The sequence below is a fragment of the Couchioplanes caeruleus genome (assembly GCF_023499255.1).
In the GTDB taxonomy this organism is placed as follows: domain Bacteria; phylum Actinomycetota; class Actinomycetes; order Mycobacteriales; family Micromonosporaceae; genus Actinoplanes; species Actinoplanes caeruleus_A.
The window spans coordinates 5250763-5274669 of record NZ_CP092183.1 but is presented as its reverse complement, the minus strand read 5'-3'; the positions used below and the strand labels follow the sequence as shown (position 1 = coordinate 5274669).

General features: G+C 73.7%; 26 protein-coding genes. 10 read left to right on the top strand and 16 right to left on the bottom strand.

All coding sequences use genetic code 11. The features are described from left to right. Positions 1-2: 2 nt before the first annotated feature. The gene (locus COUCH_RS24515) at positions 3-1475 is read right to left on the bottom strand and encodes an SGNH/GDSL hydrolase family protein (protein ID WP_249607549.1); all 1473 of its coding nucleotides are present in this window, start codon (positions 1473-1475) and stop codon (positions 3-5) included. Positions 1476-1718: 243 nt separating this feature from the next. Here COUCH_RS24515 and COUCH_RS24510 point away from each other — a divergent pair, with 243 nt between their 5' ends. Together COUCH_RS24510 and COUCH_RS24505 are read left to right on the top strand one after the other, a co-directional pair. Further along, on the top strand, positions 1719-3092 hold the full coding sequence (locus tag COUCH_RS24510) for an endo-1,4-beta-xylanase (RefSeq protein WP_249607548.1): 1374 nt from the start codon (positions 1719-1721) through the stop codon (positions 3090-3092). A gap of 10 nt (positions 3093-3102) precedes the next feature. After that, entirely contained in the window at positions 3103-4422 is a 1320-nt protein-coding gene (locus tag COUCH_RS24505) for an extracellular catalytic domain type 1 short-chain-length polyhydroxyalkanoate depolymerase (protein ID WP_249607547.1), read from the top strand. A 48-nt stretch (positions 4423-4470) separates the two neighbouring features. Here COUCH_RS24505 and COUCH_RS24500 read toward each other — a convergent pair whose 3' ends face one another. Beyond that, positions 4471-5592: a substrate-binding domain-containing protein gene (locus tag COUCH_RS24500; RefSeq protein ID WP_249607546.1), complete on the bottom strand. Its 1122-nt coding sequence runs from the start codon at positions 5590-5592 to the stop codon at positions 4471-4473. Between the two features lie 99 nt (positions 5593-5691). After that, positions 5692-6714: a SemiSWEET transporter gene (locus COUCH_RS38940; RefSeq protein WP_275979967.1), complete on the bottom strand. Its 1023-nt coding sequence runs from the start codon at positions 6712-6714 to the stop codon at positions 5692-5694. A gap of 280 nt (positions 6715-6994) precedes the next feature. On the opposite strand from COUCH_RS38940, the gene fliQ reads away from it, so the two are divergent. Next, positions 6995-7264, top strand: coding sequence for a flagellar biosynthesis protein FliQ (fliQ, locus tag COUCH_RS24490; protein WP_249607545.1), 270 nt, complete (start codon positions 6995-6997; stop codon positions 7262-7264). Positions 7265-7354: 90 nt separating this feature from the next. Next, on the top strand, positions 7355-7699 hold the full coding sequence (locus COUCH_RS24485; RefSeq protein ID WP_249607544.1) for a hypothetical protein: 345 nt from the start codon (positions 7355-7357) through the stop codon (positions 7697-7699). 73 nt (positions 7700-7772) lie between these two features. Here COUCH_RS24485 and COUCH_RS24480 read toward each other — a convergent pair whose 3' ends face one another. Together COUCH_RS24480 and COUCH_RS24475 are read right to left on the bottom strand one after the other, a co-directional pair. After that, on the bottom strand, positions 7773-9050 hold the full coding sequence (locus COUCH_RS24480; RefSeq protein ID WP_249607543.1) for a hypothetical protein: 1278 nt from the start codon (positions 9048-9050) through the stop codon (positions 7773-7775). A 53-nt stretch (positions 9051-9103) separates the two neighbouring features. Continuing rightward, a complete protein-coding gene (locus COUCH_RS24475; protein ID WP_249607542.1) occupies positions 9104-10000 on the bottom strand; it encodes a DMT family transporter in 897 nt (298 codons plus the stop codon). A gap of 46 nt (positions 10001-10046) precedes the next feature. On the opposite strand from COUCH_RS24475, the gene COUCH_RS24470 reads away from it, so the two are divergent. Both COUCH_RS24470 and COUCH_RS24465 read left to right on the top strand, forming a co-directional pair. Further along, a complete protein-coding gene (locus tag COUCH_RS24470; protein WP_249607541.1) occupies positions 10047-11456 on the top strand; it encodes a PLP-dependent aminotransferase family protein in 1410 nt (469 codons plus the stop codon). 79 nt (positions 11457-11535) lie between these two features. Continuing rightward, positions 11536-11976, top strand: a complete 441-nt coding sequence (locus tag COUCH_RS24465) for a YybH family protein (RefSeq protein WP_249607540.1) — start codon at positions 11536-11538, stop codon at positions 11974-11976. Here COUCH_RS24465 and COUCH_RS24460 read toward each other — a convergent pair whose 3' ends face one another. Both COUCH_RS24460 and COUCH_RS24455 read right to left on the bottom strand, forming a co-directional pair. Next, on the bottom strand, positions 11977-12360 hold the full coding sequence (locus COUCH_RS24460; RefSeq protein WP_249607539.1) for a hypothetical protein: 384 nt from the start codon (positions 12358-12360) through the stop codon (positions 11977-11979). Continuing rightward, a complete protein-coding gene (locus COUCH_RS24455) occupies positions 12360-13028 on the bottom strand; it encodes a TetR/AcrR family transcriptional regulator (RefSeq protein WP_249607538.1) in 669 nt (222 codons plus the stop codon). The genes COUCH_RS24460 and COUCH_RS24455 overlap by 1 nt, the downstream gene beginning before the upstream one ends. 191 nt (positions 13029-13219) lie before the next feature. Here COUCH_RS24455 and COUCH_RS24450 point away from each other — a divergent pair, with 191 nt between their 5' ends. Next, entirely contained in the window at positions 13220-14275 is a 1056-nt protein-coding gene (locus COUCH_RS24450) for a sensor domain-containing diguanylate cyclase (protein ID WP_249607537.1), read from the top strand. On the opposite strand, the gene COUCH_RS24445 is transcribed toward COUCH_RS24450, so the two are convergent. Genes COUCH_RS24445 through COUCH_RS24405 form a run of 9 tightly spaced genes read right to left on the bottom strand, consistent with a single transcriptional unit; the run spans position 14256 to position 21342 of the window. After that, entirely contained in the window at positions 14256-15041 is a 786-nt protein-coding gene (locus COUCH_RS24445; RefSeq protein ID WP_249607536.1) for an IclR family transcriptional regulator domain-containing protein, read from the bottom strand. The two genes, COUCH_RS24450 and COUCH_RS24445, sit on opposite strands and share 20 nt — an antisense overlap. A gap of 10 nt (positions 15042-15051) precedes the next feature. Next, complete coding sequence (pcaC, locus tag COUCH_RS24440) at positions 15052-15435, bottom strand: 4-carboxymuconolactone decarboxylase (protein WP_249607535.1); 384 nt, start codon at positions 15433-15435, stop codon at positions 15052-15054. Next, positions 15428-16186 (bottom strand): 3-oxoadipate enol-lactonase, encoded by a 759-nt coding sequence (pcaD, locus tag COUCH_RS24435; protein ID WP_249607534.1) that lies wholly within the window; start codon positions 16184-16186, stop codon positions 15428-15430. The genes pcaC and pcaD overlap by 8 nt, the downstream gene beginning before the upstream one ends. Next, positions 16183-17490, bottom strand: coding sequence for a 3-carboxy-cis,cis-muconate cycloisomerase (pcaB, locus tag COUCH_RS24430; protein WP_249607533.1), 1308 nt, complete (start codon positions 17488-17490; stop codon positions 16183-16185). The genes pcaD and pcaB overlap by 4 nt, the downstream gene beginning before the upstream one ends. Then, a complete protein-coding gene (pcaG, locus tag COUCH_RS24425; RefSeq protein ID WP_249607532.1) occupies positions 17465-17977 on the bottom strand; it encodes a protocatechuate 3,4-dioxygenase subunit alpha in 513 nt (170 codons plus the stop codon). The genes pcaB and pcaG overlap by 26 nt, the downstream gene beginning before the upstream one ends. Next, positions 17974-18648: a protocatechuate 3,4-dioxygenase subunit beta gene (gene pcaH / locus COUCH_RS24420; protein WP_249607531.1), complete on the bottom strand. Its 675-nt coding sequence runs from the start codon at positions 18646-18648 to the stop codon at positions 17974-17976. The genes pcaG and pcaH overlap by 4 nt, the downstream gene beginning before the upstream one ends. Next, positions 18645-19412 carry a CoA-transferase subunit beta gene (locus COUCH_RS24415; RefSeq protein ID WP_249607530.1) on the bottom strand — a complete coding sequence of 256 codons (768 nt, stop codon included), beginning with the start codon at positions 19410-19412 and terminating at the stop codon, positions 18645-18647. The genes pcaH and COUCH_RS24415 overlap by 4 nt, the downstream gene beginning before the upstream one ends. After that, complete coding sequence (locus COUCH_RS24410; RefSeq protein WP_249607529.1) at positions 19409-20203, bottom strand: CoA transferase subunit A; 795 nt, start codon at positions 20201-20203, stop codon at positions 19409-19411. Before COUCH_RS24410 ends, COUCH_RS24415 begins: the two co-directional genes overlap by 4 nt. Beyond that, the gene (locus COUCH_RS24405; protein WP_249607528.1) at positions 20200-21342 is read right to left on the bottom strand and encodes a 4-hydroxybenzoate 3-monooxygenase; all 1143 of its coding nucleotides are present in this window, start codon (positions 21340-21342) and stop codon (positions 20200-20202) included. Before COUCH_RS24405 ends, COUCH_RS24410 begins: the two co-directional genes overlap by 4 nt. A gap of 95 nt (positions 21343-21437) precedes the next feature. On the opposite strand from COUCH_RS24405, the gene COUCH_RS24400 reads away from it, so the two are divergent. The 3 genes from COUCH_RS24400 to COUCH_RS24390 are packed head-to-tail and all read left to right on the top strand — an operon-like array spanning position 21438 to position 23901. Then, positions 21438-22394 (top strand): ABC transporter substrate-binding protein, encoded by a 957-nt coding sequence (locus COUCH_RS24400; RefSeq protein ID WP_249607527.1) that lies wholly within the window; start codon positions 21438-21440, stop codon positions 22392-22394. Next, entirely contained in the window at positions 22391-23143 is a 753-nt protein-coding gene (locus tag COUCH_RS24395) for an ABC transporter permease (RefSeq protein ID WP_249607526.1), read from the top strand. The genes COUCH_RS24400 and COUCH_RS24395 overlap by 4 nt, the downstream gene beginning before the upstream one ends. Next, positions 23140-23901 (top strand): ABC transporter permease, encoded by a 762-nt coding sequence (locus tag COUCH_RS24390; protein WP_249607525.1) that lies wholly within the window; start codon positions 23140-23142, stop codon positions 23899-23901. Before COUCH_RS24395 ends, COUCH_RS24390 begins: the two co-directional genes overlap by 4 nt. The last annotated feature ends 6 nt before the right edge of the window (positions 23902-23907 follow it).

Here is a 23907-nt window from a genome sequence, read left to right as displayed (position 1 = left end):
CCTCAGGGGAGCGTCGCGAACAGGCGCAGCGGCACGGCGTCGGCCAGGGCCCGGTATCCGGCCGGGTTGAGGTGCAGGTGGTCGCCGGTGTCGTACTCGGCGAGCAGCCGGCGCGGATCGCGGGGGTCACGGACGGCGGCGTCGAAGTCGGCCACGACGTCGAACACGCCGCTGCCGCGGATCCAGTCGTTGACCGTACGGCGGCTCTGCTCGCGCAGCCCGCCCGCGTCGTCGTAGCCCTCGTTGCCGCCGAAGGGCAGCAGCGTCGCCCCGCAGACCACCAGGTCCTGCGCGTGGCAGCGCAGCACGATCTGGTCGTACGCGAAGAGCAGCTCGTCGGTGATCCGCTGCTGGTCCGCCGTGGTGGCGGGGGCCGTGCCGATGTCGTTGACGCCCTCGAAGACGATCAGCCACGCCGCGCCGGTCTGGGCCAGCACGTCGCGGTCCAGCCGGGCCAGGGCGTTCGGCCCGAGCCCGTCGCGCAGCACCCGGTTGCCGCCCGCCGCCTCGTTGACGAGCGCGACGTCGCGCAGCCGGGGCAGGGCCTGCAGCCGGTCGAACAGCTGGTCGGGCCAGCGGTTGTTGCCGTTGGTCGTGGAGCCGCGGCCGTCGGTCAGGGAGTCGCCGAGCAGCACGAGCGCGTGGGCCGGCGCGGTGGGCAGCACCTCGAGGCCGCTGAGGAAGTACCAGTGGTCGACCGGGGTGGCGCCGGGCAGGTCGGTGTCGTCCACGTGCGCGCCGGCCAGCAGGTACGACGTCGTCCGGGAGCCGGGGTGCGAGGTGATGGAGGTGGAGGCCTGACCCTCGGCGAGATGGACGGTCACGGTCACGATCGAGCCGGGCGCCAGGTCCATGGCGATCGGGTCGGAGACCACCTGCGCGCCCATCGGGACCACCGTCGCCGGCCTGCCGCGGAACGTCACCGGGCGTGAGGTGCCCTCCTGGATCGCCGCCACGCCCGCTTTCCCGCCGGCCGGCAGCGCGATCCGGACGGCGCTCAGCGGCAGGTCGGCGCCGCCGAAGGCGTTGGAGAAGCGCAGCCGTACGGGACCACCGCCGACCGTGACCCGCAGTGTCTGCCGCAGGGTGGTGTCGGGCAGGACCACTCCGTCGCGGATGAACGCCGCGGGCGGCATGTTGCCCGGCTCGGTCAGCTGCGGCATCGCGCCCCAGGTGGCGACCCAGCGGTCCCGGCGGCCGGACGGGGCCGCCCCGGCGGGTGCCGCTCCCGCGGGTGCGGCTCCGGCTGCTGCGGGCAGTGCGGCGGCGATCGCCGAGCCGCCGGCGGCGGCCAGGAGCTCGCGCCGGGTGGGGCGGGGGGCGCGTCGGTCGGGCATGGGGACTCCTTCGTGGTGCCGGGCGGCGCCGTCAGCGGTCGCCTTCGTCGTGCGGGCGGCGCCGCGGGCCGGGGTCTTCGTCGGGCGGGCGGCGCCGCGGGTGATCGCCGGGGCCTCGGCGAAACGTGCCACAGGCATCCGCCGGGCTCAATGGGAGCGCTCCCGCATTCTGCGAATGGTGCGAAGAGACCGGAAGTTGCGGCCCTGCAGTCGACCGGAATCGCCGGATATACGGATGCCAAAGCCGCGAAACGGGCCGATGGCGACCCGCGGGCGCGTAATCCGGGCCGTTGAAGTTACGGGATTGTTTCGTTAACGTCCGGCCACCGCCGATCGACTCCTGTGAATCGCTCGGCGCCCTCCCCCTAGAAAGGTTCCCCGATGCACAAGCCACGGACTCCGCTGCGGGCGCTCGGCGTGGCCGCCGCGGCCGCCGTCGTCGCCGCCGGCAGCGTGGTCGCCCTCACCTCCACGGCCGAGGCTGCGACCACCCTCGGCGCGTCCGCCGCGGCCACCGGTCGCTACTTCGGGACGGCGGTGGCGGCGAACAAGCTGTCCGACAGCACCTACGTCGGCATCCTCGACCGCGAGTTCAACGCGGTGACTCCCGAGAACGAGATGAAGTGGGACGCCACCGAGCCCAATCAGAACCAGTTCAACTACAGCTCGGCCGACCGCATCGTCAGCCACGCCCAGGCGCAGAACATGCGCATCCGCGGCCACGCGCTGGCCTGGCACCAGCAGCAGCCCGGCTGGGCGCAGAACCTGAGCGGCACCGCGCTGCGCAACGCCATGCTCAACCACGTCACCACGGTCGCCGCCCACTACAAGGGCCAGATCTACGCCTGGGACGTGGTGAACGAGGCCTTCGACGACGGCGGCAACGGCGCCCGGCGTGACTCCAACCTGCAGCGCACCGGCAACGACTGGATCGAGGCCGCGTTCCGCGCCGCACGCGCCGCCGACCCCGGCGCCAAGCTCTGCTACAACGACTACAACACCGACGGGCAGAACGCGAAGAGCAACGCCGTGTACGCCATGGTGCAGGACTTCAAGTCCCGCGGCGTACCGATCGACTGCGTAGGCTTCCAGTCGCACTTCAACGCCCAGTCCCCGGTGCCCAGTGACTACCAGGCCAACCTGCAGCGCTTCGCCAACCTCGGCGTCGACGTGCAGATCACCGAGCTGGACATCGAGGGTTCCGGCCAGACCCAGGCCGACAACTTCGGCCGCGTCGTGAAGGCCTGCCTCGCCGTGAGCCGGTGCACCGGCATCACCGTCTGGGGTATCCGCGACAGCGACTCCTGGCGGGCCAGCGGCACTCCGCTGCTCTTCGACTCCAGCGGGAACAAGAAGGCCGCGTACACGTCGACGCTGAACGCCCTCAACAGCGGCGGCACGACCCCGCCGAGCGACCCGCCGACCTCGCCGAGCACGCCGCCCAGCACCCCGACGGACCCCGGCACCGGTGCCTGCACCGCGACGATCTCGCTCAACCAGTGGAACGGCGGCTTCGTGGCGACCGTACGCGTCAGCGCCGGCAGCTCGGCCCTCAGCGGCTGGTCGGTGAGCACGACGCTGCCCTCCGGCGCCGCCGTCACCAACTCGTGGAGCAGCCAGAGCAGCGGCTCGTCCGGCACCGTGCGCTTCGCCAACGTGTCGTACAACGGCTCGGTGGCCGCCGGTGGCAGCACCGAGTTCGGCTTCCAGGGCACCGGCACCGGTCCCTCCTCGGCCACCTGCTCGGCGAGCTAGGGGAACCGCGATGCGACGAACCGTGAAAGCGCTGCTCGCGGCGGCCGCCTCGGCCCTCGCGCTGGGCGCGGCGATCCTCATGCCGGCCACCGCGGCCCAGGCGGCCTCCCTGCAGGAGGTCACGAACTTCGGCACCAACCCGAGCAGCCTGCGGATGCACCTGTACGTCCCCGACCGGCTGGCGGCCCGCCCGGCGGTGCTCGTGGCCGTGCACTACTGCACCGGCTCCGGGCCGGCGTTCTACTCCGGCACCGAGTTCGCCTCGCTGGCCGACAGGTACGGCTTCATCGTGATCTACCCGTCCGCGACGCGCTCCGGCAACTGCTTCGACGTGTCCTCGCCGGCCGCGCTGCGCCACGACGGCGGCAGCGACCCGGTCGGCATCGTGTCGATGGTCCGCTACGTCCAGCAGCGGTACGCCACCGACACGGCCCGGACCTTCGTCACCGGCGCGTCCTCCGGCGCGATGATGACCAACGTCCTGCTCGGCGACTACCCGGACGTCTTCGCGGCCGGGGCGGCGTTCTCGGGTGTGCCGTTCGGCTGCTTCGCGACCACCGACGGCTCCGGCTGGAACAGCGCCTGCGCCAACGGCCAGGTCACGAAGACCCCGCAGGCGTGGGGCGACCTGGTGCGGGGTGCCTACCCCGGGTATTCCGGGCCGCGCCCGCGCATGCAGGTGTTCCACGGGACGACGGACGACACGCTGCGGTACCAGAATTTCCAGGAAGAGATCAAGCAGTGGACGAACGTCCTGGGCGTCAGCCAGACCCCGGTACAGACGGACACGCCGCAGCAGGGCTGGACCCGTACCCGGTACGGCAACGCGTCCGTGCAGGCGCCGGTCGAGGGCATCAGCGTGGCCGGGGTCGGCCACTCGCTGCCGATGAGCGGGATGGCGGCCATGGCGATCGCCTTCTTCGGCCTCGACCGGACCAGCGACCCGTCCACGCCCCCGTCCACCCCGCCCTCGACGCCCCCGTCCACGCCTCCGTCGACGCCTCCGTCCACGGGAGCCTGCCGGGTCGCCGTCACCACCAACGCGTGGAACACCGGCCTGACCGCGTCGCTGTCCATCACCAACACGGGCAGTACGGCGATCAACGGCTGGACGCTGGGCTTCGCCCTGCCGGCCGGGCAGACCATCACGTCCGGCTGGAACGCCACCTACTCGCCCGCCTCGGGCCAGGTGAGCGCCCGTAACGTCAGCTACAACGCGGCGCTGGCCCCCGGAGCCTCCGTGGGGATCGGCTACCAGGCCACGCACACCGGCGACAACCGGGCGCCGAGCGGGTTCACGCTCAACGGCGCCACCTGCACCACCGCCTGAACGCAGCGAAGGGGCGGCCGGTCACCCGGCCGCCCCTTTCTGCGTGAGTCACTTGATGCCGTTCTCCCGGCACAGCGTGGCGAACCGGCCGGCGCAGACCGCCTTCTTCGTCGCGAAGCCGTCCTTGATGACGTCGGCGACGTTCTCCTTGTAGATCGGGATCGGGTCCAGCAGTACGGCGGGCACGTACGCGCCCGACTCCGGGTCCTTCACCCGGTCGACCACCTTGGCCTGCTCGCCCTTGAAGAGGCTGATCGCGAGCTTCGCGGCCGCGTCCGCCTCCTTCTTGATCGGCTTGTACACCGTCATGCACTGGTCGCCGGCGAGGATGTTCTGCAGGCCCTGCGTCTCCGCGTCCTGGCCGGTGACCGGCACCATGCCGTTCATCGGCTTGCCGTTGCGCTTGCGCTCGCGCAGCACGGTGATCGCCGCGTTGCCCAAGCCGTCGTTGGCGGCCAGCACGCCGTCGATCTGGTTGTTGTACTGGTTCATCATCTCGACGAAGATCGCCCGGCCCTCCTTGTTCTCCCACTTGTCCACGGACTGGTCCGGGCCCTTGAGGAAGGTGCCGTCGTCGAACTTCGGCTGCAGCACGGAGTCGTAGCCGTTCTTGAACAGCAGCGCGTTGTTGTCGGAGGGCGCGCCGTTGAGGTAGACGATCCGCGGCGTGTCGACCTTCTTGTCCTGCAGGCAGCGGATGAGGCCCTCGCCCTGGTACTTGCCGACCTGCTCGCCGTCGAAGCTGACGTAGTAGTCGGCGCCGCCGTTGAGCGTCAGCCGGTCGTAGTCGATGGTCTTGACCTTGGCCGCCTTGGCCTTGTCCAGCACGTACTTGCCGCTGGCGGGGTCGACGTTGGCGATGATCAGCACGGTGACGCCCTCGGCGATCATGCGGTCGCCGATGCGCTGGAAGTTCGCGCCGTCTCCCTGCGCGTTCTCGATCTCCACCGGGACGTCGGCCGCGTCGAGCGCCGCCTTGAGCAGTTTGGGGTCGTCGCTGCCCCAGCGCTGCGAGGTCGTGGTGTCGGGCAGGATCACCCCGACCTTGCCTGTCCCGTCGGCGCGGCGCGCCTCGGCGGCGGAGCCGCTGTCGTCATCGTCGGTGCAGGCGGTGAGACCGCCGACGCTGAGCAGTCCGACCGCCGCAAGGGCCACCAGATTCCGGCGCACGTGTTTACCTCCATGGGCGAAAAGCGCGGCAAGGGTACCAGTGCGACGTGAAGAACCTTTCGGCGGTGACAGCAGTCGTGACAGAAGTGTTGCCGGGACTCAGGCCGTGGCGACCCGGGCGATGCCCCGGACGGGCCGAGCGGCGGCAGGCCGGGCCGGGCGGGGAACCCGTACCGGCGCGACGCGGGGCCCGCTGACCGGGCGGGCCGAGCGGGTGACCGCCGCGGCGGCCCGGACGACCCGGGCCGGCCCGGGCCGCACGAGCGTCGCGGTGACGCCGGCGGAGACGGTGACGGCGGCGGACACGGCGGTGGCGACGGACACGGCGGTTGCGGCGGATGCGGTTACGGCGGCGGCGGAAACGGCGGAGGCGGCGACCCGGGCGGGGACCGCGGCCGGGCGGACGACGCGGGCGGTGCCACGGGCCGGCCGGGCCACGGCGGCCACGCCCCGGGCCACGGGGACGGCCTCGGCAACCGGGGCGGCGGCCGGGGCGGTGCGGCCGGCCAGGAACAGGATGGAGCAGACGATCAGGGCGCTGGTCAGGCCCACGACGGCGGACAGCCACACCGCGGTCTGGCCGGTCGTGAGGCCGTACGTCATCCAGGAGGCGCACGCCCCCGCGGCCAGGCGCCAGCGCAGCGGGGACAGGCCGCTCAGGTCCTGGGTACGGTCGCGCAGCAGCGACAGCGGCTGGGGAATGGCCGACACGAACGAGGTGCCGGCGAGGATCAGGCCCAGCACGGCCGCCACGTGGGCACCGGTGGCGTCGGTGAGGGCGGCCACCGCGACGCTCACCACGACCGCGGCGAGCACGCCCGCGGCGCCGCTCGCCGTGACCAGCAGCTTGCGGCCGGTACGCAGGTCGTCGCGCCGCCACAGCACGACGGCCAGCACGCCCAGACCGGCGGCGCCGTTGACGGTGTTGGTGACCACCTGCACCGTCTCGCCGGACAGCAGCCCGTACGTGATCCACCCGACCGGCATCGCCAGGCCCAGCCAGCACGCCGTGGCGGACAGCCCGCCCGTACGGCCCTGGATGCAGGAGCGGTACACCTGCGGCCAGGGGAGGGACATGGACAGAGCGGCGCCGAACCAGCCGAGCAGAGCAGTGGAGAACATGATCCGTTCCGGGATTGTGGGTCAGGGAGGCCGGCATCGTCGCGGCCATCTGACCCATCGCCCGGTCCCCGGGCGGCCTGACAAGATCCACTCGTGAGAGGCGACACGGGCCGTTGCCACCGTTTCGCACCCAGGCACGCCGCGCATCGGGCGAAGATGGCCGCCGTCCGGGAGCGGGCCGAGCGGCCGACTTGAGGGTTCCGGTGGGGTGAACCGAACGGCAACCGGGGCGCGCCTGTTCTGCGCTCGGCGGGTTCGCGGGGTGGGCGATTGGATGGGCATGACGGACACGCAGATCGTTGAGCTGGGGCTGCAGGCCATGACCATCGCGGCGAAGATGTGCGCGCCGGTGCTGGTGACCGCGTTGCTGATCGGGTTCGCGATCTCGTTGTTCCAGTCGGTGACGCAGATTCAGGAGGCGACGCTGAGCTTCGTGCCGAAGGCGGCGGCGGTGGGTGCGGCGATCCTGTTCAGCGGGAACTGGATGTTGCACGAGATGGTGACGTTCACGACGCAGCTGTTCGAGAAGATCCCGTCGCTGCTGAGCTGACCTCCGCCGGAGAGCTCGAAGGCCGCCCCTCGCGATTGCGAGAGGCGGCCTTCACCGTTTGTCGCCCTCGGCCACGGGTAGGGCATCGCCATGGTTGCGCTGCGCCTTGCCCTGGCCGGACGAGCCGTCTACGGCTGCGCCCTGCTCCTGATGCCGGACACCGTGCTGCGCGCGACGGGCCGCCCGCCCACGCCCGGCGCGGTCGCCGTGGCGCGGGTGCTCGGCGCCCGGCACGTTCTGCAGGCCGTCGTGACGGCCGCCGCGCCGGGCGGGCCGGTGGCGGCCCTCGGCGCGGTCGTGGACACCGTCCACGCGGCCGGCGACCTCGCCGTCGCGGCGGTGGCCCCGCGGTGGCGCCGCCCGGCCCTGACCGATTCCGTCATCGCCGCGGGGCTGGCGGCGGCGGGCTGGGCGGATGCCCGGCGCCCGCGCTGAGCGGCGGCCCGGCAGCCTTCACCAGGGCGGCGGTCCGGCGGCCGTCACCGGGGTGTCGGTCCCGGCGTCCGCGCTAAGCGGCGGCGCCGGCGGCCTTGACCAGGGCGACGGTCTGCTCGATCGTCGCCGCCCGGTCGGCCGAGAACGCGTCGTCGGTGACGACGAGCGGGTCGGCCGGGTACACCAGGGCGGAGATGTGCAGGTGGCCGCCCGGTACGTCGGTGGCGCCCAGCTTCAGGCGCAGCCGGTTGGAGCGGTACATGCTCTCGTTCGACAGGTAGTTGCCGCCGCCGCCCGACTGCGCCTGGCCGCCCGGGGACGGGCCGTCGTCGCGGCACCGGACCGGCCCGGTCGGGCGCGTGCCCGCCGGCCACTCGCAGATCTGCGGGTTCAGCGCGGTCGGCCACGGGCCGGTGCCGGCGTCGATCATCGCCCGGTACGGCAGCGTCGTCTCGATGAACTCCGGCGTCGGTGAGGGCTGCGGCCAGCGCGGCGCCGGCGGGATCAGCTCGGCCTCGCCCTCGTTGTTGTTGTCCGGGGAGCCGCCGCGCCACGCCCCGGCCCACTGCTCGATGTTCATGACGCCGCGCAGACCCTGGCTGATCGTCATGATCAGGTCGGCGCGCTCCGGTGAGCGCCGGGTCAGGTGCGGGCCGAACGCGTCCTCGACGATGCCGGCGTCGAAGCCGCTCCAGGTGACGGGCAGGACGACGGACTGCACCCGGATGCGGGTACGCCCCTCGCGGTATGTCAGCCCGTCGAGCTGCAGCGCCGACGCGCCCGACGGGTTGGAGCGGCGGATCTCGCCGTTGAGCTGGTACGGGTCGAACCCGCTCATCAGCACCCGCTTCACCCCGCGCCCGAACGTGGTGGAGGTGATCCCGCGGGACGCGTACTCGTAGGTCCTGAGCAGCGCGGACCGCTCCGCGCCGGAGAGCGCGAACCGGGGCGACCACTGCCGGACGTCGCGGGTGCCCATCAGCCGCGACCAGTAGAGCGGACGGTCGTCGTAGCGCTCGATGGTTCCCATGTGGACGCGGCCCTGGGCGCGTGCGACGGCCGTCTCCCACAGCCGCGCGCCCTCACGCTGCAGCAGTCTCCGCGCGGCAAAGACGGACGGCGCGCGGCAGAGGTCGCGCTGCAGCTTTTCCACGTACGGCGTGAAGCCACCGGACTCGACCAGCTCGTACGGCACGCGCACGCCACCGGGCAGGGCGGGTGTCTCGATGCGGCTCTCCTCGTACGTGACCGGGGCGTCGCGGTCGTAGCACGGGCGGGCGGCGGAAGCGGTGGCCACCTGGGGAGCGCTGAGGACGGTGGCGCAGACGGCGATCACGGTGAACAGGCGCACCGGGGTACCTGCCTTCGTCGGCAAAGGGATCGACGTTCTTCACTCTATATCCGTCATGCCGGGTTCGCCGCGGGTCGTGGCGCGGGCAGGGCGGGCAAGGGGCGCAGGCCGAGCGCCAGCCCCGCCGCCACCGTGGCGATCCCGCCCCACACCAGCGGTTGCGGCGCCGGGCCGCCCAGCGCCACCCCGGCGATCGCCGCCGCGACCGGCGCTATGCCGGTGAGCAGGCCGGCGGTGCCCGCCCCGAGCCGCGCCACGCTGCCGTACCAGAGGACGAACGCGACCGCGGTCACCATGACGGCCAGGTAGCCGCCCGCGAGCAGGTCCCGCCCGGTGAGCCGGGTGACGACCGCGGGTCCCTCGTGGACGGCGCCGAGGACGGCGAGCATGACGGCGGCCAGCCAGACGGCGTGCACGGACACCCCGACCGGGCCGTGGCGTCCCAGCACCGGCACGGCGAGCAGCGTGAACGCCGCCTCGCACGCGAACGCCACGGAGGCCCAGGCCAGGCCCGCGGCGTCCGTACGCCCCAGGCCCTGCACCAGCGCGGCCCCGGAGGTCACCACGACCGCCGCGACGAGCACCGTACGGCTCGGCCCGCGCCCCTCCAGCAGCGGCCCGGCGACCGCCATCAGGGGCGGTACGCAGGCCACCGCCACGCCCAGCACCGCGGGCTCGGCGTGCCGGGCGCCCTGCACCAGCGCCACGTTGAAGATCACCAGGCCGGTGCCGGCGATCCCGGCCAGCCACGCCCACTCGCCGCCGCGGGGGCGCAGCAGCCGTACGCCGCGGGTCCGGGCGAAGGCGAGCAGCAGCAGGCAGGCCACGGCGTAGCGCAGGGCCTGGGTGGTGAACAGGGGAGCGCCGGAGAGCGTGCCGGAGACCGCGACGCTGCCGCCCACGCAGCACATCGCGGCGGCGCCGGACATCAGGGAGACGAGACGGGACATGAGATCCATGCTGGGTGGCGTATGGTCCTGTCCCAAGGACCATTTCGTGCCTCCTGGGGAGGACCAAATCGACCTGCTGGGCGTACCGCCGGAGCGGGGCCGCACCGCGTGGCTCGCCGACGGGCTGCGCGCCGCGATCGGCGACGGGCGGCTCGCCCCCGGCTCCCGGCTGCCCGCGACCCGGGTGCTCGCCGGCGACCTCGGGGTGTCGCGCGGGGTGGTGGTCGAGGCGTACCAGCGGCTCACCGACGAGGGGCTGCTCGCCGGCCGGACGGGCGCGGGCACGACGGTCACCGCCCGGGCGCCACGGCCGCGTGCTGAGCCCGTACGCCCGGAACCCGCGGGTCTGCGGCTGCCGCAACGCCCGTCCGCGGACATCGACCTGGACCTGTCGCCGGGGGTTCCCGACCTGTCGGCCTTCCCGCGGGCCGCCTGGCTGCGCGCCGAACGGGCCGTGCTGGCCGAGGCGACCACCGCCGACCTCGGGTACGGCGACCCGCGCGGCAACCCCGGCCTGCGCGCCGAGCTCGCGTCCTGGCTCGCCCGCAACCGGGGCGTACGGGCGAGCGCGGACGACGTCATCGTGGTGAACGGGGTGGCGCAGGCCCTCGCGCTGCTCAGCCAGACACTGCGGGTCCACGGCGTCGAGGCGTGCGGCATGGAGGACCCCGGCTCCCGCGGCTCCCGCGACGAGCTGCGGCACTGGGGCGTCGAGCCGGTGCCGGTGCCCGTCGACGCGTACGGCATCCGCGTGAGCGACCTGGCCGCGGCCGGCGTGGACGCGGTCCTGCTCACCCCGGCCCACCAGTTCCCGACCGGCGTGGTGCTCAGCCCGCGCCGCCGCCTGGCGCTGCTGGAGTGGCCCGGCCTGATCATCGAGGACGACTACGACGCCGAGCACCGCTACGACCGGGCCCCGGTGGCGGCGCTGCAGGCCTCCGCACCGGACCGGATCGCGTACTGCGGCAGCGTGTCCAAGTCGCTCGCCCCGGGCATGCGCCTGGGCTGGCTCATCGCGCCCCGCCACCTGCACGCCGACCTGGTCACCGCCAAGCACGCCAGCGACCTGGGCAACCCGGCGCTGCCGCAGCTCATCCTCGCCCGGCTGCTCGCCACCGGCGACCACGACCGCCACCTGCGCACGGTCCGCCGCCGCCAGCGCCGGCACCGCGACGCGCTCGTGGCGGCGCTGCGCGAGCACGTGCCGGCGGCCCGGGTCGAGGGCGTGGCGGCCGGCCTGCACGTCCTGGTCACCCTCCCGGACGGCACGGACGACGTGGCGCTGGCGCAACGCATCGCGGCGGCGGGCGTCCGGGTGCAGCCGCTGTCCTGGCACCGGCGGCTGCCGGGACCGCCCGGCCTGGTGATCGGGTACGCCGCCCAGCCACCGGACCGCCTGACCGAGGCCGTCCGCCGGATCGGCCTGGTCCTGGATCAGCCGCTCGGCGCCCGCTGACGGGCTCGGACCCATCACGTTCGTCGCGTCATACCGTGGTGCCGGAGGAAGAACTGGGTGATCGAAGGGATGCGCGGCGATGCGAACGCAGCACGAAGCAGACGAGGCCGAGATCCGGCAGCAGATCCGCACGGTCATCGACGCCCTCCGGACCCGGGACGTGGACCGGCTGAGGCGTCCGTACTCGGCGGACATCGTGTCATTCGACATCGACCCTCCATTGCAGCACGTCGGCATCGACGCGAAGCTCCGGAACTGGGCGAACGTGTTCGCCGTCTTCGAGGACGTGCGCTACGAGGTCCGCGACCTGACGCTCACGGTCGGCACCGAGGTGGCCTTCGGGCACGCGTTCGGCCGGCTCAGCGGTACGTCGAAGGCCGGCGCGCCGATTCCCGGAATGTGGGTCCGGGTCACGTACTGCCTCCGGAAGATCGAAGGCACCTGGCTGATCACTCATGACCAGGTCTCCGTGCCGCTCGACGTCCGCAGCGGCCAAGGGGTCGTCGACCTCCAGCCGTGACTAACCCGGCGCGCTGTAGCGGGTGCGGGAGCCGTACGTGCGGTCGACGAGCTCCACATGGGCCAGCTGGTGGACCTCGGCCGCCAACTCGCGGTAGAGGTGGCGCGCGACCAGCTCGAACGTCGGGCGGAACGGGAACCGCGCCGTCCACGGCCCGTCGCCCAGCACCTCCGCCCACCGCTCCAGCCGTACGGCCAGCTCGTCGGTGTCGAGATACCACCCGCGCGCGGTCAGCTGGTCGTCGTCGAAGGCGACCCCGGCGCGCAGCACCACCTCGATGTCCTCACCGGCGTCGAGCCGCCGGCCGCCCCGCGCCGCCAGGACCGGCGAGGGCAGTCCCTGCCGAGCGCGGAACACCCGTTCCACCTCGACCAGGTACGCCATCAGCGGCCCGGCCGCGGCGTGACCAGGATGCCGTTGAGCACCACCAGGAAGGCCCAGCGCAGCCGCTCGCCGCCGGAGAGCAGCTCCTCGCCCAGCGCCGCGATGTGCGGGTAGATCTCGGGCGGGGCGGTGCGGACGGTCTCGACCAGCGTGTTCCACGTGTCCTCGTCCACCGGTGTGCTCGCCGCGTGCTCGGCGGCCGACGCGGTGGCGTACTGCAGCAGGATGTCGATCGCCCAGGCCGCCCGGTCGCCGGGCACCTCGCCCTCGGCGAGCAGCGTCAGCATGGTCTCGATCAGCGCCAGGTAGTGCGGGCCGGACGGCCGGGACAGCAGCGCGGACTGCGCCAGGCCCGGGTTGGCGAACAGGATCCGGGTGTACGACTCCAGCACGCTGACCAGGCGCTCCTGCCACGGCCCGGCGCCGGCGGCGGGGGTCAGGTCCACCTCGCCGAGCAGCTCGTCGAGGACGGCCGCGTGCAGTTCGGCGGTGTTGCGCACGTACACGTAGAGCGAGGCCGGCCCGGTGTCGAGCTCGGTGGCCAGGCGGCGCATCGTCACCCGGGACAGGCCCTCGGCGCGCATCACCGCGACGGCGGTGGCGATGATGCCGTCGCGGGTGAGCGCGGGTTTCGCCGGGCGCTCGCGGCGGCTCTGCGGGGGTGCCATCCGCCTACCGTAGGAGATCGCCGGCCGGCGACCGCCGCGGCCCGCTCGGCGAATCGGCCGTATTATGCCCGCGAAGGTCATCACCGGGGCGAAATCGTTCACATCTGCCCCGGCGATGCCGATCACTGGTCCACAACTCGTGACGGGATGGACTACGGTCAGTTGATCGAGACCGGGCCGAGGGAGGTGGGATGGCGGGCGCCGACACCCATTTGCAGGCCCTGCGGACCCTGCACGCGGTGACCAAGCGGGTGCATGCCAGCCTCGACCTCACCCAGACCCTCGACGCCGTGGCGTGGGGCGTCGTGGAGGTGGCCGGGTTCGGCCTCGCGGCCGTCAACCTCGCCGAGGACAACGGCGACTACACCACCGTGGCGGTGGCCGGCAGCGACGAGCTGCGCGACGAGCTGCTCGGCAGCCGGGGCTCGGCGGAGAACTGGCGCGAGCTGTTCCGCCGTGCCGAGCGCTGGGGCACGTTGTACTTCGTGGACCACCGCACCGGGGTGCCGGACAGCCTCTACGCCTGGGTGCCCGACATCGCCGAGACCGAGGACCCGGACCGCTGGCACCCGATGGACTGCCTGTTCGCGCCGCTGATGGCGCCCGGCGGGGAGTGGGTCGGCGTGCTGAGCGTGGACCTGCCCGACGGACTGCGCAAGCCCGGCCCGGAGCAGCTGGAGATCCTGGCCCTGTTCGCCGAGCACGCGGCCATCGCGATCCAGCACGCCCGGCTGCACTCGGCCCTCGAGCGCAGCCAGGCCGAGGCCGAGTACGCCGCCACCCACGACTGCCTGACCGGCCTGGCCAACCGCACCCTGCTGCGCACCCGGGCCGAGGCGATCCGGTCCCGGCCCGGCATCGAGATCGCCGCGCTCGTCGTCGACCTGGACGGCTTCAAGAAGGTCAACGACGACGCGGGGCACGAGGCCGGCGACGAGGTGCTGTGCGTGGTGGCCGAGCGGCTGCGCCACCACCTGCGCGACGGCGACGTCATCGCCCGTACCGGCGGCGACGAGTTCGTGGCCCTGGTCACCGGGGCCGGCCTGCACACCTCGATCGCGCAGACCGCGGAGCGGCTGCGTGCCGCGCTCGCCGAGCCGATCAGCGGCCCGACCGGGGTGCACCGGGTGGGCGCCAGCGTCGGGTGGGCGCTCGGGCAGACCGGCGACGACGTCGAGCGCCTGGTCGCCGAGGCGGACCACGCGATGTACCGGCAGAAGCGGCGTACTAGCGCCGGGGTGCCGTGACCCGCAGGTCGGCGTCGATCGCCGTGGTGGCGGCCAGCAGCCGGGGCAGCAGGGTGTCCCGCAGCAGGCCCACCGAGGTCCGGCTGGCGTGCACGGAGACGTTGACGGCGGCGACCACGGCCCCCGTACGGTCGTGCACCGGCGCGGCCATGGACCGCAGCCCCTCCTCCAGCTCCTGGTCGACGATCGCGTAGCCCTGCTCGCGGACCCGCTTGAGCTCGGTGCGCAGCGACTCGGCCGACGTCACCGTCCGGCGTGTCAGCGGCTCCAGCGCCACCCGCGCCAGGAACGCCTCGACGTGGTCGTCCGGCAGGTTCGCCACGAGGACGCGGCCCATGCTGGTCGCGTACGCCGGGAACCGGGTGCCCACGTTGATCGCCACCGTCATGATCCGCCGGGTCGGCACCCGCGCCACGTAGACGACGTCGTCGCCGTCGAGCACCGACATCGACGACGACTCGTGCACCTCGGCGACCAGGCGTTCCAGGTGCGGCTCGGCCACCTCGGGCAGCGACAGGCCGGCCAGGAACGAATACCCCAGCTCCAGCACCCGCGGTGTGAGCGAGAACAGCCGGCCGTCGGTCCGCACGTACCCGAGGTCGGTGAGGGTGAGCAGGAACCGGCGCGCGGCGGCCCGGGTGAGGTCGCAGATGCGGGCCACCTCACTGAGGGTGAGCTCGGGATGCCGCGCGTCGAAGGCGCGGATGACCGCCAGCCCGCGCTCCAGGGACTGCACGTAGTGGGGCTCACGGGGCTGGTCACTCATCGCACGCACCTTAACCGGCCGTGGGGTCTTCTTCGCGGAGGACCTCCTGCGCCAGGCGGAAGGCGGAGTTGGCGGCGGGGACGCCCGCGTACACGGCGGTGTGCAGCAGCACCTCGGCGATCTCCTGCGGGCTCAGGCCGTTGCGCCGGGCCGCCCGCACGTGCATCGGGAGCTCGTCGTGGCAGCGCAGCGCCGTCAGCACGGCCAGCGTCACGCAGCTGCGGGTACGCCGGTCCAGCCCGTCACGGGTCCACACGCCGCCCCAGGCGTACCGGGTGATGAAGTCCTGGAACGGCTCGGTGAACTCCGTCGTGGCGGCCACCGCCCGGTCCACGTGCGCGTCGCCGAGGACCTCGCGGCGCACGGCCATCCCGTCGTCGTACGCGTCAGCCATCGAGGGCCTCCAGGATCAGCCGGGTGGCCTCGGCGGGCCGCTCGTACGTGGCCAGGTGCGCCGCCCGGTCGAGCACGGCCAGGCGGGCGCCGGGGATCGCGGCGGCGATGGCCGCACCGTGCGCGGGCGGGGTCGCGGGGTCGTCCGCGCCGGCCAGGACCAGCGTGGGCGCGGCGATGCGGGGCAGGTCGGCGCGCAGGTCCATCTCCTCGATGGCGGCGCAGGCACCCGCGTACCCGGCCGCCGGGGTCGCCGCGACCATGTCCCGCAGCCGTCCGGTCTGGTCCGGGCGCAGCGCCGCGAACTCGGGCGTGACCCAGCGGGCGACGACCGTGTCGGCGACGGCCCCGGTCCCGCGGGCCAGCACGGTGGCGGCGCGCCCGGCCCACGACGACGCCGGTCCGAGCAGCGCGGAGGTGCAGCAGAGCACGAGCCGGCCGACTCGCTCGGGGGCGTACGCGGCCAGCCACATCGCCGTCATCCCGCCCAGCGACAGCCCGCAGACGTGCGCCCGCGCGGCGCCGAGGTGGTCCAGCAGGTCGAGCGCGTCCCCGCCGAGGTCGGCCAGGCTGTACCGGCCCGGGGGCACGGGAGAGCGCCCGTGCCCGCGCGTGTCGTAGCGGATCACCCGGAACCGGCGGGACAGCGCCGGCACCTGCGGCTCCCACATGGACAGGTCCGCGCCCAGCGAGTTGATCAGCAACAGTGACGGCGCCTCCGGCGGCCCGTCCACCCGGTGATGACCGATCATCGCCGGGCGTCCCGCAGCGCGCGGTCGATCAGCGCGTCCGCGCTGCCGAGATAGCCGGCGGGGTCGAGCAGCCGCTTCACCTCCGCGGCCGGCAGCTGAGCGGTGATCGCCGGGTCCGTCGCGAGGTCGCCGCGCCCGGCCGCCTCGCGGACCAGGTCGTGTCCCTTCGGGCCCAGCGCCGCCGCGAGCCGCTCGGCCAGGAGCGCGCCGCCGGTGATCTCGAGGTTGCGGCGCATGCGGCCCGTGTCGACCCGCAGCCCGCCGAGCGAGGCCCGCAGGTGGTACGCCGCGGACCCGGCTCCCTCGAGCAGCGCCCGCAGCGGCCGCCATTCCGCGTGCCAGTTCCCGGCTGCCCGCTGGTGTTCCTGGGGCATGGCCGCGAGCAGCGTCGCGACCAGCCCCGGCGTGGTGGCGGCGGCCGCGGCGGCGCTGACCGCGTGGATCGGGTTGTGCTTGTGCGGCAGCGTCGACGAGCCACCCCCGCCGCCGCCCTCGGACACCTCACCGACCTCGGTCTGCGCGTGCAGCACCACGTCGCGCGCGACCTTGCCCATGGCGCCGGCCGCCGTGCCCAGAGCGCCCGCGAGGTCGCCGATCCGGGTCCGTTCGGTGTGCCACGGCAGCTCCGGCTCGGCCAGCCCCACCTCCTCGCTGTACGCCGTGACCAGCCCCGGCCCGTCGGTTCCGGATGCCGCGAGCGTGCCGACGGCTCCGCCGAGCTGGGCGGCGAGCCGGTGCGCCCGCACCTCGGCCAGGCGACGGCGGGCCGCGGTGAGACCGGTGAGCCAGCCCGCGGCGACCAGCCCGAACGTGGTGGGCAGCGCCTGCTGCAGCAGCGTGCGCCCGGCGACGAGGGTGTCGCGGTGCTCCTGCGCCAGGTCCGCGGCGTGGCCGGCGGCCGCAGCCAGGTCCGCCAGCAGCGGTCCGAACGCGCGGTGGGTGACCAGCATGGCGGCGGTGTCCACGATGTCCTGGCTGGTGGCGCCGCGGTGCACCAGCGCGGCGGCGTCGCCCGGCACGGCCGCGCGCAGCCGCCGGAGCAGCGGCACCACCGGGTTGCCGGTCTGCGCGGCCTCTGCGCCCAGCGCCGCCACGTCGACCTCCAGCCCGGCGCAGGCCGCGGCGACCGCCTCCGCGTCCGCGGCCGTCGCGCGCCCGGTGCGGGCGGCGGCACGGGCGAGGGCGGCCTCGGCGTCGAGCAGCGCGCGGACCCAGGCGGCGTCGCTCACCGCGGCGCGTACGCCCCCGGCGGCCAGCACCCCGTCGAACAGCCCGCCGTCAGAGGTCGAAGAAGACGGTCTCATCGTCACCCTGCAGCCTGATGTCGAAGCGGTAGCCCTCGTCGTCGCGCCCGGCGAGCAGCGTGTGCCGGCGCTCCGGCGGGACCGTGGCGAGCACCTCGTCGCCGCCGTTCGCCTCCGCCTCGTCCGCGAAGTACAGCCGGGTGACCACCCGGTGCAGCAGGCCGCGGGCGAAGACCGAGACCGCGACGTGCGGCGCCCGGCCCTCGACCGGGCCGGGTTTGACCGTACGGATCGCCCACCGCCCGTCGTCGTCCGTGCCGCAGCGGCCGAACCCGCGGAACCCGGGCGTGTGGAAGCGCCCCCGCGGGTCCGCCTGCCACGTCTCCACCAGCGCGTCGGGGATCGGCTCGCCGGCGCCGTCGCGGATCCGGCCGTGCAGCCACACCGCCCCGGGCGCGTCCCCGGCGACCACGTACGGCCCTTCGGCCCAGGTCAGCCCGATCGACAGGTACGGCCCGACGGTCTGCGAAGGGGTCGGCCCGGTCATGAGGTCTCCATCGGGGTTGCCGAGGCGCCGCTGAGCACGATGTCGAAGCGGAAGCCCAGCGCCCACGACTCCACGGTGGCGGACAGGTCGAAGTGCGAGACGAGCCGGTCGCGGGCGAACTCCGGCACCGAGTTGTAGATCGGGTCGTACGCGAACAGCGGATCGTCGGGGAAGTACATCTGGGTGACGAGGCGCTGGGTGAACGCCCGCCCGAACAGCGAGAAGTGGATGTGCGCGGGCCGCCACGCGTTCGCATGGTTGCCCCACGGGTAGGCGCCCGGCTTGACCGTCACGAAGCGGTAGTGCCCCTGCGCGTCGGTCACCGTGCGCCCGGCCCCGGCGAAGTGCGGGTCGAGCGGCGCGTCGTGCCGGTCCCACTTGTGCAGGTAACGGCCGGCGGCGTTGGCCTGCCACACCTCCACGAGCTGGTCCGCGACCGGCCGGCCGTCGGCGTCGCGGACCCGGCCGTGCACGACGATGCGCTGGCCCTGCGCCTCCCCGGAGCCGTCCACGGACAGGTCGGCGTCGCCGGCCACGACCGGGCCCTCGCCGAGCACCGGGCCGGTCAGCTCGCCGAGCGAGTGCGGCAGCAGGATCGGCTGCTGCCGGGGGGCGCGCAGGACCGTCGACCTGTAGCCGGGCGACAACAGCGGGGGATGGGGTGTCGTCATGTCGTCTCCTTGTCCTCGGCCGAGCCGGTCAGGGCCCGCAGCGCCGCGAGTTCGGCGGGGCGGGGCGCCTCGGTGGTGCTCACGGCCGGTGCCAGCCGCAACGCCCAGCCGGTCGCCGCGACGGCCTGTTCCGGGGTGACCCCGGGATGCAGGTGGGTCAGGACCAGCTCACGGTCGCACGGGTCCGGCTCGAGCACGCCCAGATCGGTGATGACCAGCGCCGGGCCGCCCCCGCGCAGGCCGAGGCGGGCGCGGTCACCCGGCCCCGAGCCGTGCCCGACGGAGGTGACGAAGTCGACGCGGTCGACGAACGTGCGCCGGCTCTGCCGGACGACGACGATCACCTCACGGCAGGACGCGGCGATCTCGGGCGCGCCGCCGGCGCCGGGCAGGCGTACCCGCGGGTCGGCGTAGTCGTCGCCGATCACCGTCGTGTTGATGTTGCCGAAGCGGTCGAGCTGGGCGGCGCCGAGGAACCCGACGTCGATGCGGCCCGGCTGGAGCCAGTAGTTGAACATCTCGGGCACGCCGACCACCGCGTCGGCGGTCTCGGCCAGCACCCCGTCGCCGATGGACAGCGGCAGCCGGTCCGGCTTGGCGCCGATCGTGCCGGACTCGTAGACCAGCACGAGGTCCGGCGCGTGCGTACGCCGGGCCAGGTTCGCCGCGGTGCTGGGCAGCCCGATCCCGACGAAGCAGCGGGTGCCGCCGCGCAGCGCCCGGGCCGCCGCGACGGTCATCATCTCGTCCGCCGTCCAGCTCATGAGGTGAGCCCTTCCAGCCAGCGGCCGAACTCCGCGCGGTCCCGGCTGATCGCGTCCCAGCGCTGGTAGTAGTCGTTGTCGCGGTCGCTGAAACCCATCGCGTACGAGGGATGCGAGCCGCCGGGCACGTGCGCGACCCGCGTGACGGCCCAGGCCGGCAGCACGACCGCGCCGGGTACCGGGGTCAGCTCGTCGACCACCTCCTCGACGGTGACCAGCGAGCGCGCCGAGGCCAGCACGACCTCCTTGTGCACGCCCGTGATGCCCCAGTACTGCACGTTGCCCCGCCGGTCGGCGCGCTGGGCGTGCACGATCCCGACGTCGGGGTTCAGGGCCGGTACGGCGGTCAGCGTCTCGCCGGTGAACGGGCAGGTGATCGGCGCGATCGTCGCCGTGTGCCGGGGCAGGTCGGTGCCGGTGTACCCGCGCAGCACCGCGAACGGCAGCCCGGAGGCGCCGGCCACGTACCGGTTGGCCATGCCCGCGTGGCTGTGCTCCTCGATCTCCAGCGGCCCGGGCCACGCGTGCTGGACGGCGTCGCGGAAGCGGTGCAGCGAGCCGACGCCCGGGTTGCCGGCCCAGGAGAACACCAGCTTGCGCGCGCAGCCCGCGCCGATGAGCTGGTCGTACACGATGTCGGGGGTCATCCGCACCAGGGTCAGGCCGCGCCGGCCCTGCCGGATGATCTCGTGCCCGGCGGCGACCGGGATGAGGTGCGTGAAGCCTTCGAGAGCCACGGTGTCGCCGTCGTGGACCAGCTCGGCGACGGCCTCGGCGAGGGTGACGATCACCGTGGCAACCCCACGTAGTTCTCGGCGAGCGTGGTCGCGGCCGCGGTGGAGCCGGTGACGTACACGAGCTCCGCCAGCTGCAGCCCGTGGTCGAACGGATCGTCGCCGGGATGCCGGTGCAGCATGGAGGTCATCCAGTTCGAGAACCGCTGCACCTGCCAGACGCGCCGCAGGCAGGTGTCCGAATACGCGTCCATCAGCTTCTCGTTCCCGTCGCGGAAGAACGCCGTCAGCGCCCCGGCGAGCACCCGGACGTCCGCGACGGCCAGGTTCAGCCCCTTGGCGCCGGTCGGCGGGACGATGTGCGCCGCGTCCCCGGCCAGGAACAGCCGGTCGTGGCGCATCGGCTCGACGACCACGCTGCGCATCGGCGTGACGCCCCGCTCGAGCACCGGGCCCGCGACGAGCGGCAGCCCGAGGCGCCGGCGCAGCTCGTCCCAGATCCGCTCGTCCGGCCACTCGGCGAGGTCGGTGCCGGGCGGCACCTGCAGGTACAGCCGCACGATGTCGGGCGTACGCATGCTGTGCAGGGCGAAACCGCGCTCGTGGTACGCGTACACGAGCTCCTCGTTGGCCGCCGGCGCGCGGGCCAGGATGCCGAGCCACGCGTACGGGTACACCCGCTCGTGCCGCCGTACCGTGCCCGCGGGCAGGGCGTCGGCCGTGACCCCGTGCGAGCCGTCGCAGCCGGCCACGACGTCGCACTCCAGGCGCTGTTCCACCCCGTCGTGCTTGTACGTGACCGTGGTGGCGTCGATGCCGGTCACTTCCGCCTCGAAGTGCAGCGGCAGGCCGTCGGCGAGCCGGGCGGCGATGAGGTCCTTGACCACCTCCTGCTGGCCGTACACGGTGATGGTCCGGCCGGTGAGCGCCTCGAGGCCGATGCGGTGGCCCGCGCCGGCGAAGCGCAGCTCGATGCCGCGGTGCACCATGCCCTCCCGCCGCATCCGCGCGCCCACGCCGAGTTCGTCGAGCAGGTCGGCGGTGTCGTGCTCGAGCACCCCGGCGCGGACCCTGCCCTCCACGTACACCCGCGAGCGGCGCTCGAGGACGACCGAGTCGATGCCCTCGCGCTGCAGCAACCGGGCGAGGACCAGGCCCGCCGGTCCGGCGCCGACGATGCCGACCTGGGTCCGCATGAGCCACCCCTCCCATCGACGCCCGTGATTGACGCCGGCCGTTCTCCATGAGAACTTACGTGCGGAGAGCGCACACGGACAAGAGGAGGCCGCACATGCGCCGGTTGATCGCGGGGCTGGCAGTGCTCACCCTCGCCGCGGCCGGGGCCGGCTGCGGCTCCGATGACCCGGGCGCGGGCAGCGGGGGAGCGGACAAGGTCAAGGTCGGCGTCATCCCGATCGTCGACGTGGCGCCCATCTACCTCGGGCAGCAGAAGGGCTTCTTCGCGTCCCGCAGGATCGAGCTGACCATGGAGAGCGGCCAGGGCGGCGCCGCGATCGTGCCCGGCGTGGTGAGCGGCCAGTTCCAGTTCGGCTTCAGCAACATCACGTCGCTGCTCGTCGCGCAGACCAGGAACGTGCCGATCAAGGTCGTGGCCAACGGTGTCGCCTCCACCGGGCAGGCCGGCAAGGACTTCGGCGGCGTCACCGTCCGCAGGGACAGCCCGATCACCAAGGCCGCCGACCTGGCCGGCAAGAAGATCGCCGTCAACACGCTCAAGAACATCGGCGACACCACCGTGCGCGAATCGGTCCGCAAGGCCGGCGGCGACCCGGCCGGCATCACGTTCGTGGAGATGCCGTTCGCGAACATGCCCGCCGCGCTGCAGGCCGGACAGGTCGACGCCGCGTGGGTGGTCGAGCCGTCGCTGTCGGCCGTCACCGCCGCCGGCGGCCGCGTCGTGGCGTGGAACTACGTCGACGCGGCGCCCGACCTGACGGTGGCCGCCTACTTCGCCTCCACGAAGCTCATCGCGGACGACGCCGACCTCGTCAAGCGTTTCACCGACGCGATGAACGAGTCGCTGAGCTACGCCGACGCCCACCCCGACGAGGTGCGCGCGGTGCTGGGCTCGTACACGAAGATCGATCCGAAGGCCCGCGCCGCGCTGACCCTGCCGAAGTGGCCGACGGCGATCAACAAGGTGTCGGTCGAGACGCTCGCGAAGCTCGGTGAGCAGGACGGGATCTTCGCCGGCGCGACGCCCGACCTGACGAAGATCCTGCCGTGATCCTGCGGCTCTCCGGCCTGGCCGGGCTGCTCCTGCTCGCCGAGGCGCTGCCCCGGCTGGGCCTGGTCGCCGACCTGCCCCCGGCCAGCCGGATCCTGGCCGCGCTCGCCGACGAGGCCGGCACCGCCGCGTTCTGGACCGCGGTCGGCGACACGCTGACCGCCTGGGCGCTCGGCCTCGCGATCGCCGTCGGCGCCGGGGTCGCCGTGGGCGTGCTCATCGGCGCGGTGCCGACGCTGCGCGCCTGGACGGCCTCCACCGTGGAGTTCCTGCGGCCCATCCCGTCGGTCGCGCTCATCCCGCTCGCCGTCCTGCTGTACGGCACGGACCTCGGCTCCACCCTTCTGCTCGTCGTGTACGCGGCCTTCTGGCAGGTGCTGGTGCAGGTCCTGTACGGGGTGGCCGACGTCGACCCGGTCGCCGACGAGACCGCGCGCAGCTTCCGCCTCAGCCCCTGGGCCCGGCTGCGCCACGTGCTCTGGCCCACCGCGCTGCCGTACGTCTTCACCGGCATCCGCCTCGCCGCCGCGGTCGCGCTGGTCCTCGCGGTCACCGCCGAGCTGGTGATCGGTGCCCCCGGCCTCGGGTCGGTGATCGCCGTCGCGCAGAGCTCCGGCGCCCTGCCCACGATGTACGCCCTCATCGTGGTCACCGGCCTGCTCGGCGTCGCCATCAACGTCGGCGCGCGCTACGCCGAGCGCCGGTTCCTGTCCTGGCACCAGTCCGTCCGGGCGGAGCCGGCCCGGTGAGGCGTGCCCTGCGCCTGCTGGCGCTGCCGGTCCTGCTCGTCGCGGTCTGGTACGCCGCGAGCCTGGGCAGCGAGAACTTCTACGCGCCGCCGCTGCGCACGATCCTGGCCGCGTTCGCCGACACGTGGACGCCGCAACGCCTGCGCGCCGACGTCCTGCCCAGCCTCGGGCGCCTCGCCGCCGGCTACGCGCTGGCATCCGTGCTCGGCGTCGCCCTGGGCGTGGCCATCGGGGCGAACCGCCGGTTGCGCGCCGCCGCGGAGCCGGTGCTCGAGTTCTTCCGGGCCGTCCCGCCGCCGGTGCTCGTACCCGTGATCATGCTCTTCGCCGGCATCGGCGACGGCATGAAGGTCATCGTCATCGTCTCCGGTTGCGTGTGGCCGGTCCTGCTCAACACCGTCGAGGGGGTGCGCGCGGTCGACGGCGTGCTCAGCGACACCTCCCGGGCGTACGGCATCACCGGCGCCGCCCGGGTGCGCCACCTGCTCCTGCCCGCCGCGTCCCCGCAGATCGTCGCCGGCCTGCGCCAGGCGCTGTCCCTCGCGATCATCCTCATGGTGATCAGCGAGATGTTCGCCGCGAGCAACGGCCTCGGCTTCACGATTGTGCAGTTCCAGCGCAGCTTCGCGATCCCCGAGATGTGGAGCGGCATCATCCTGCTCGGCCTGCTCGGCTTCGCGCTGTCCGAGCTGTTCCGCCTCGCCGAACGTCACCTGCTCGCCTGGTACCACGGCCTGCGCGACGCCAGCCGCTCCTGAGAGGAC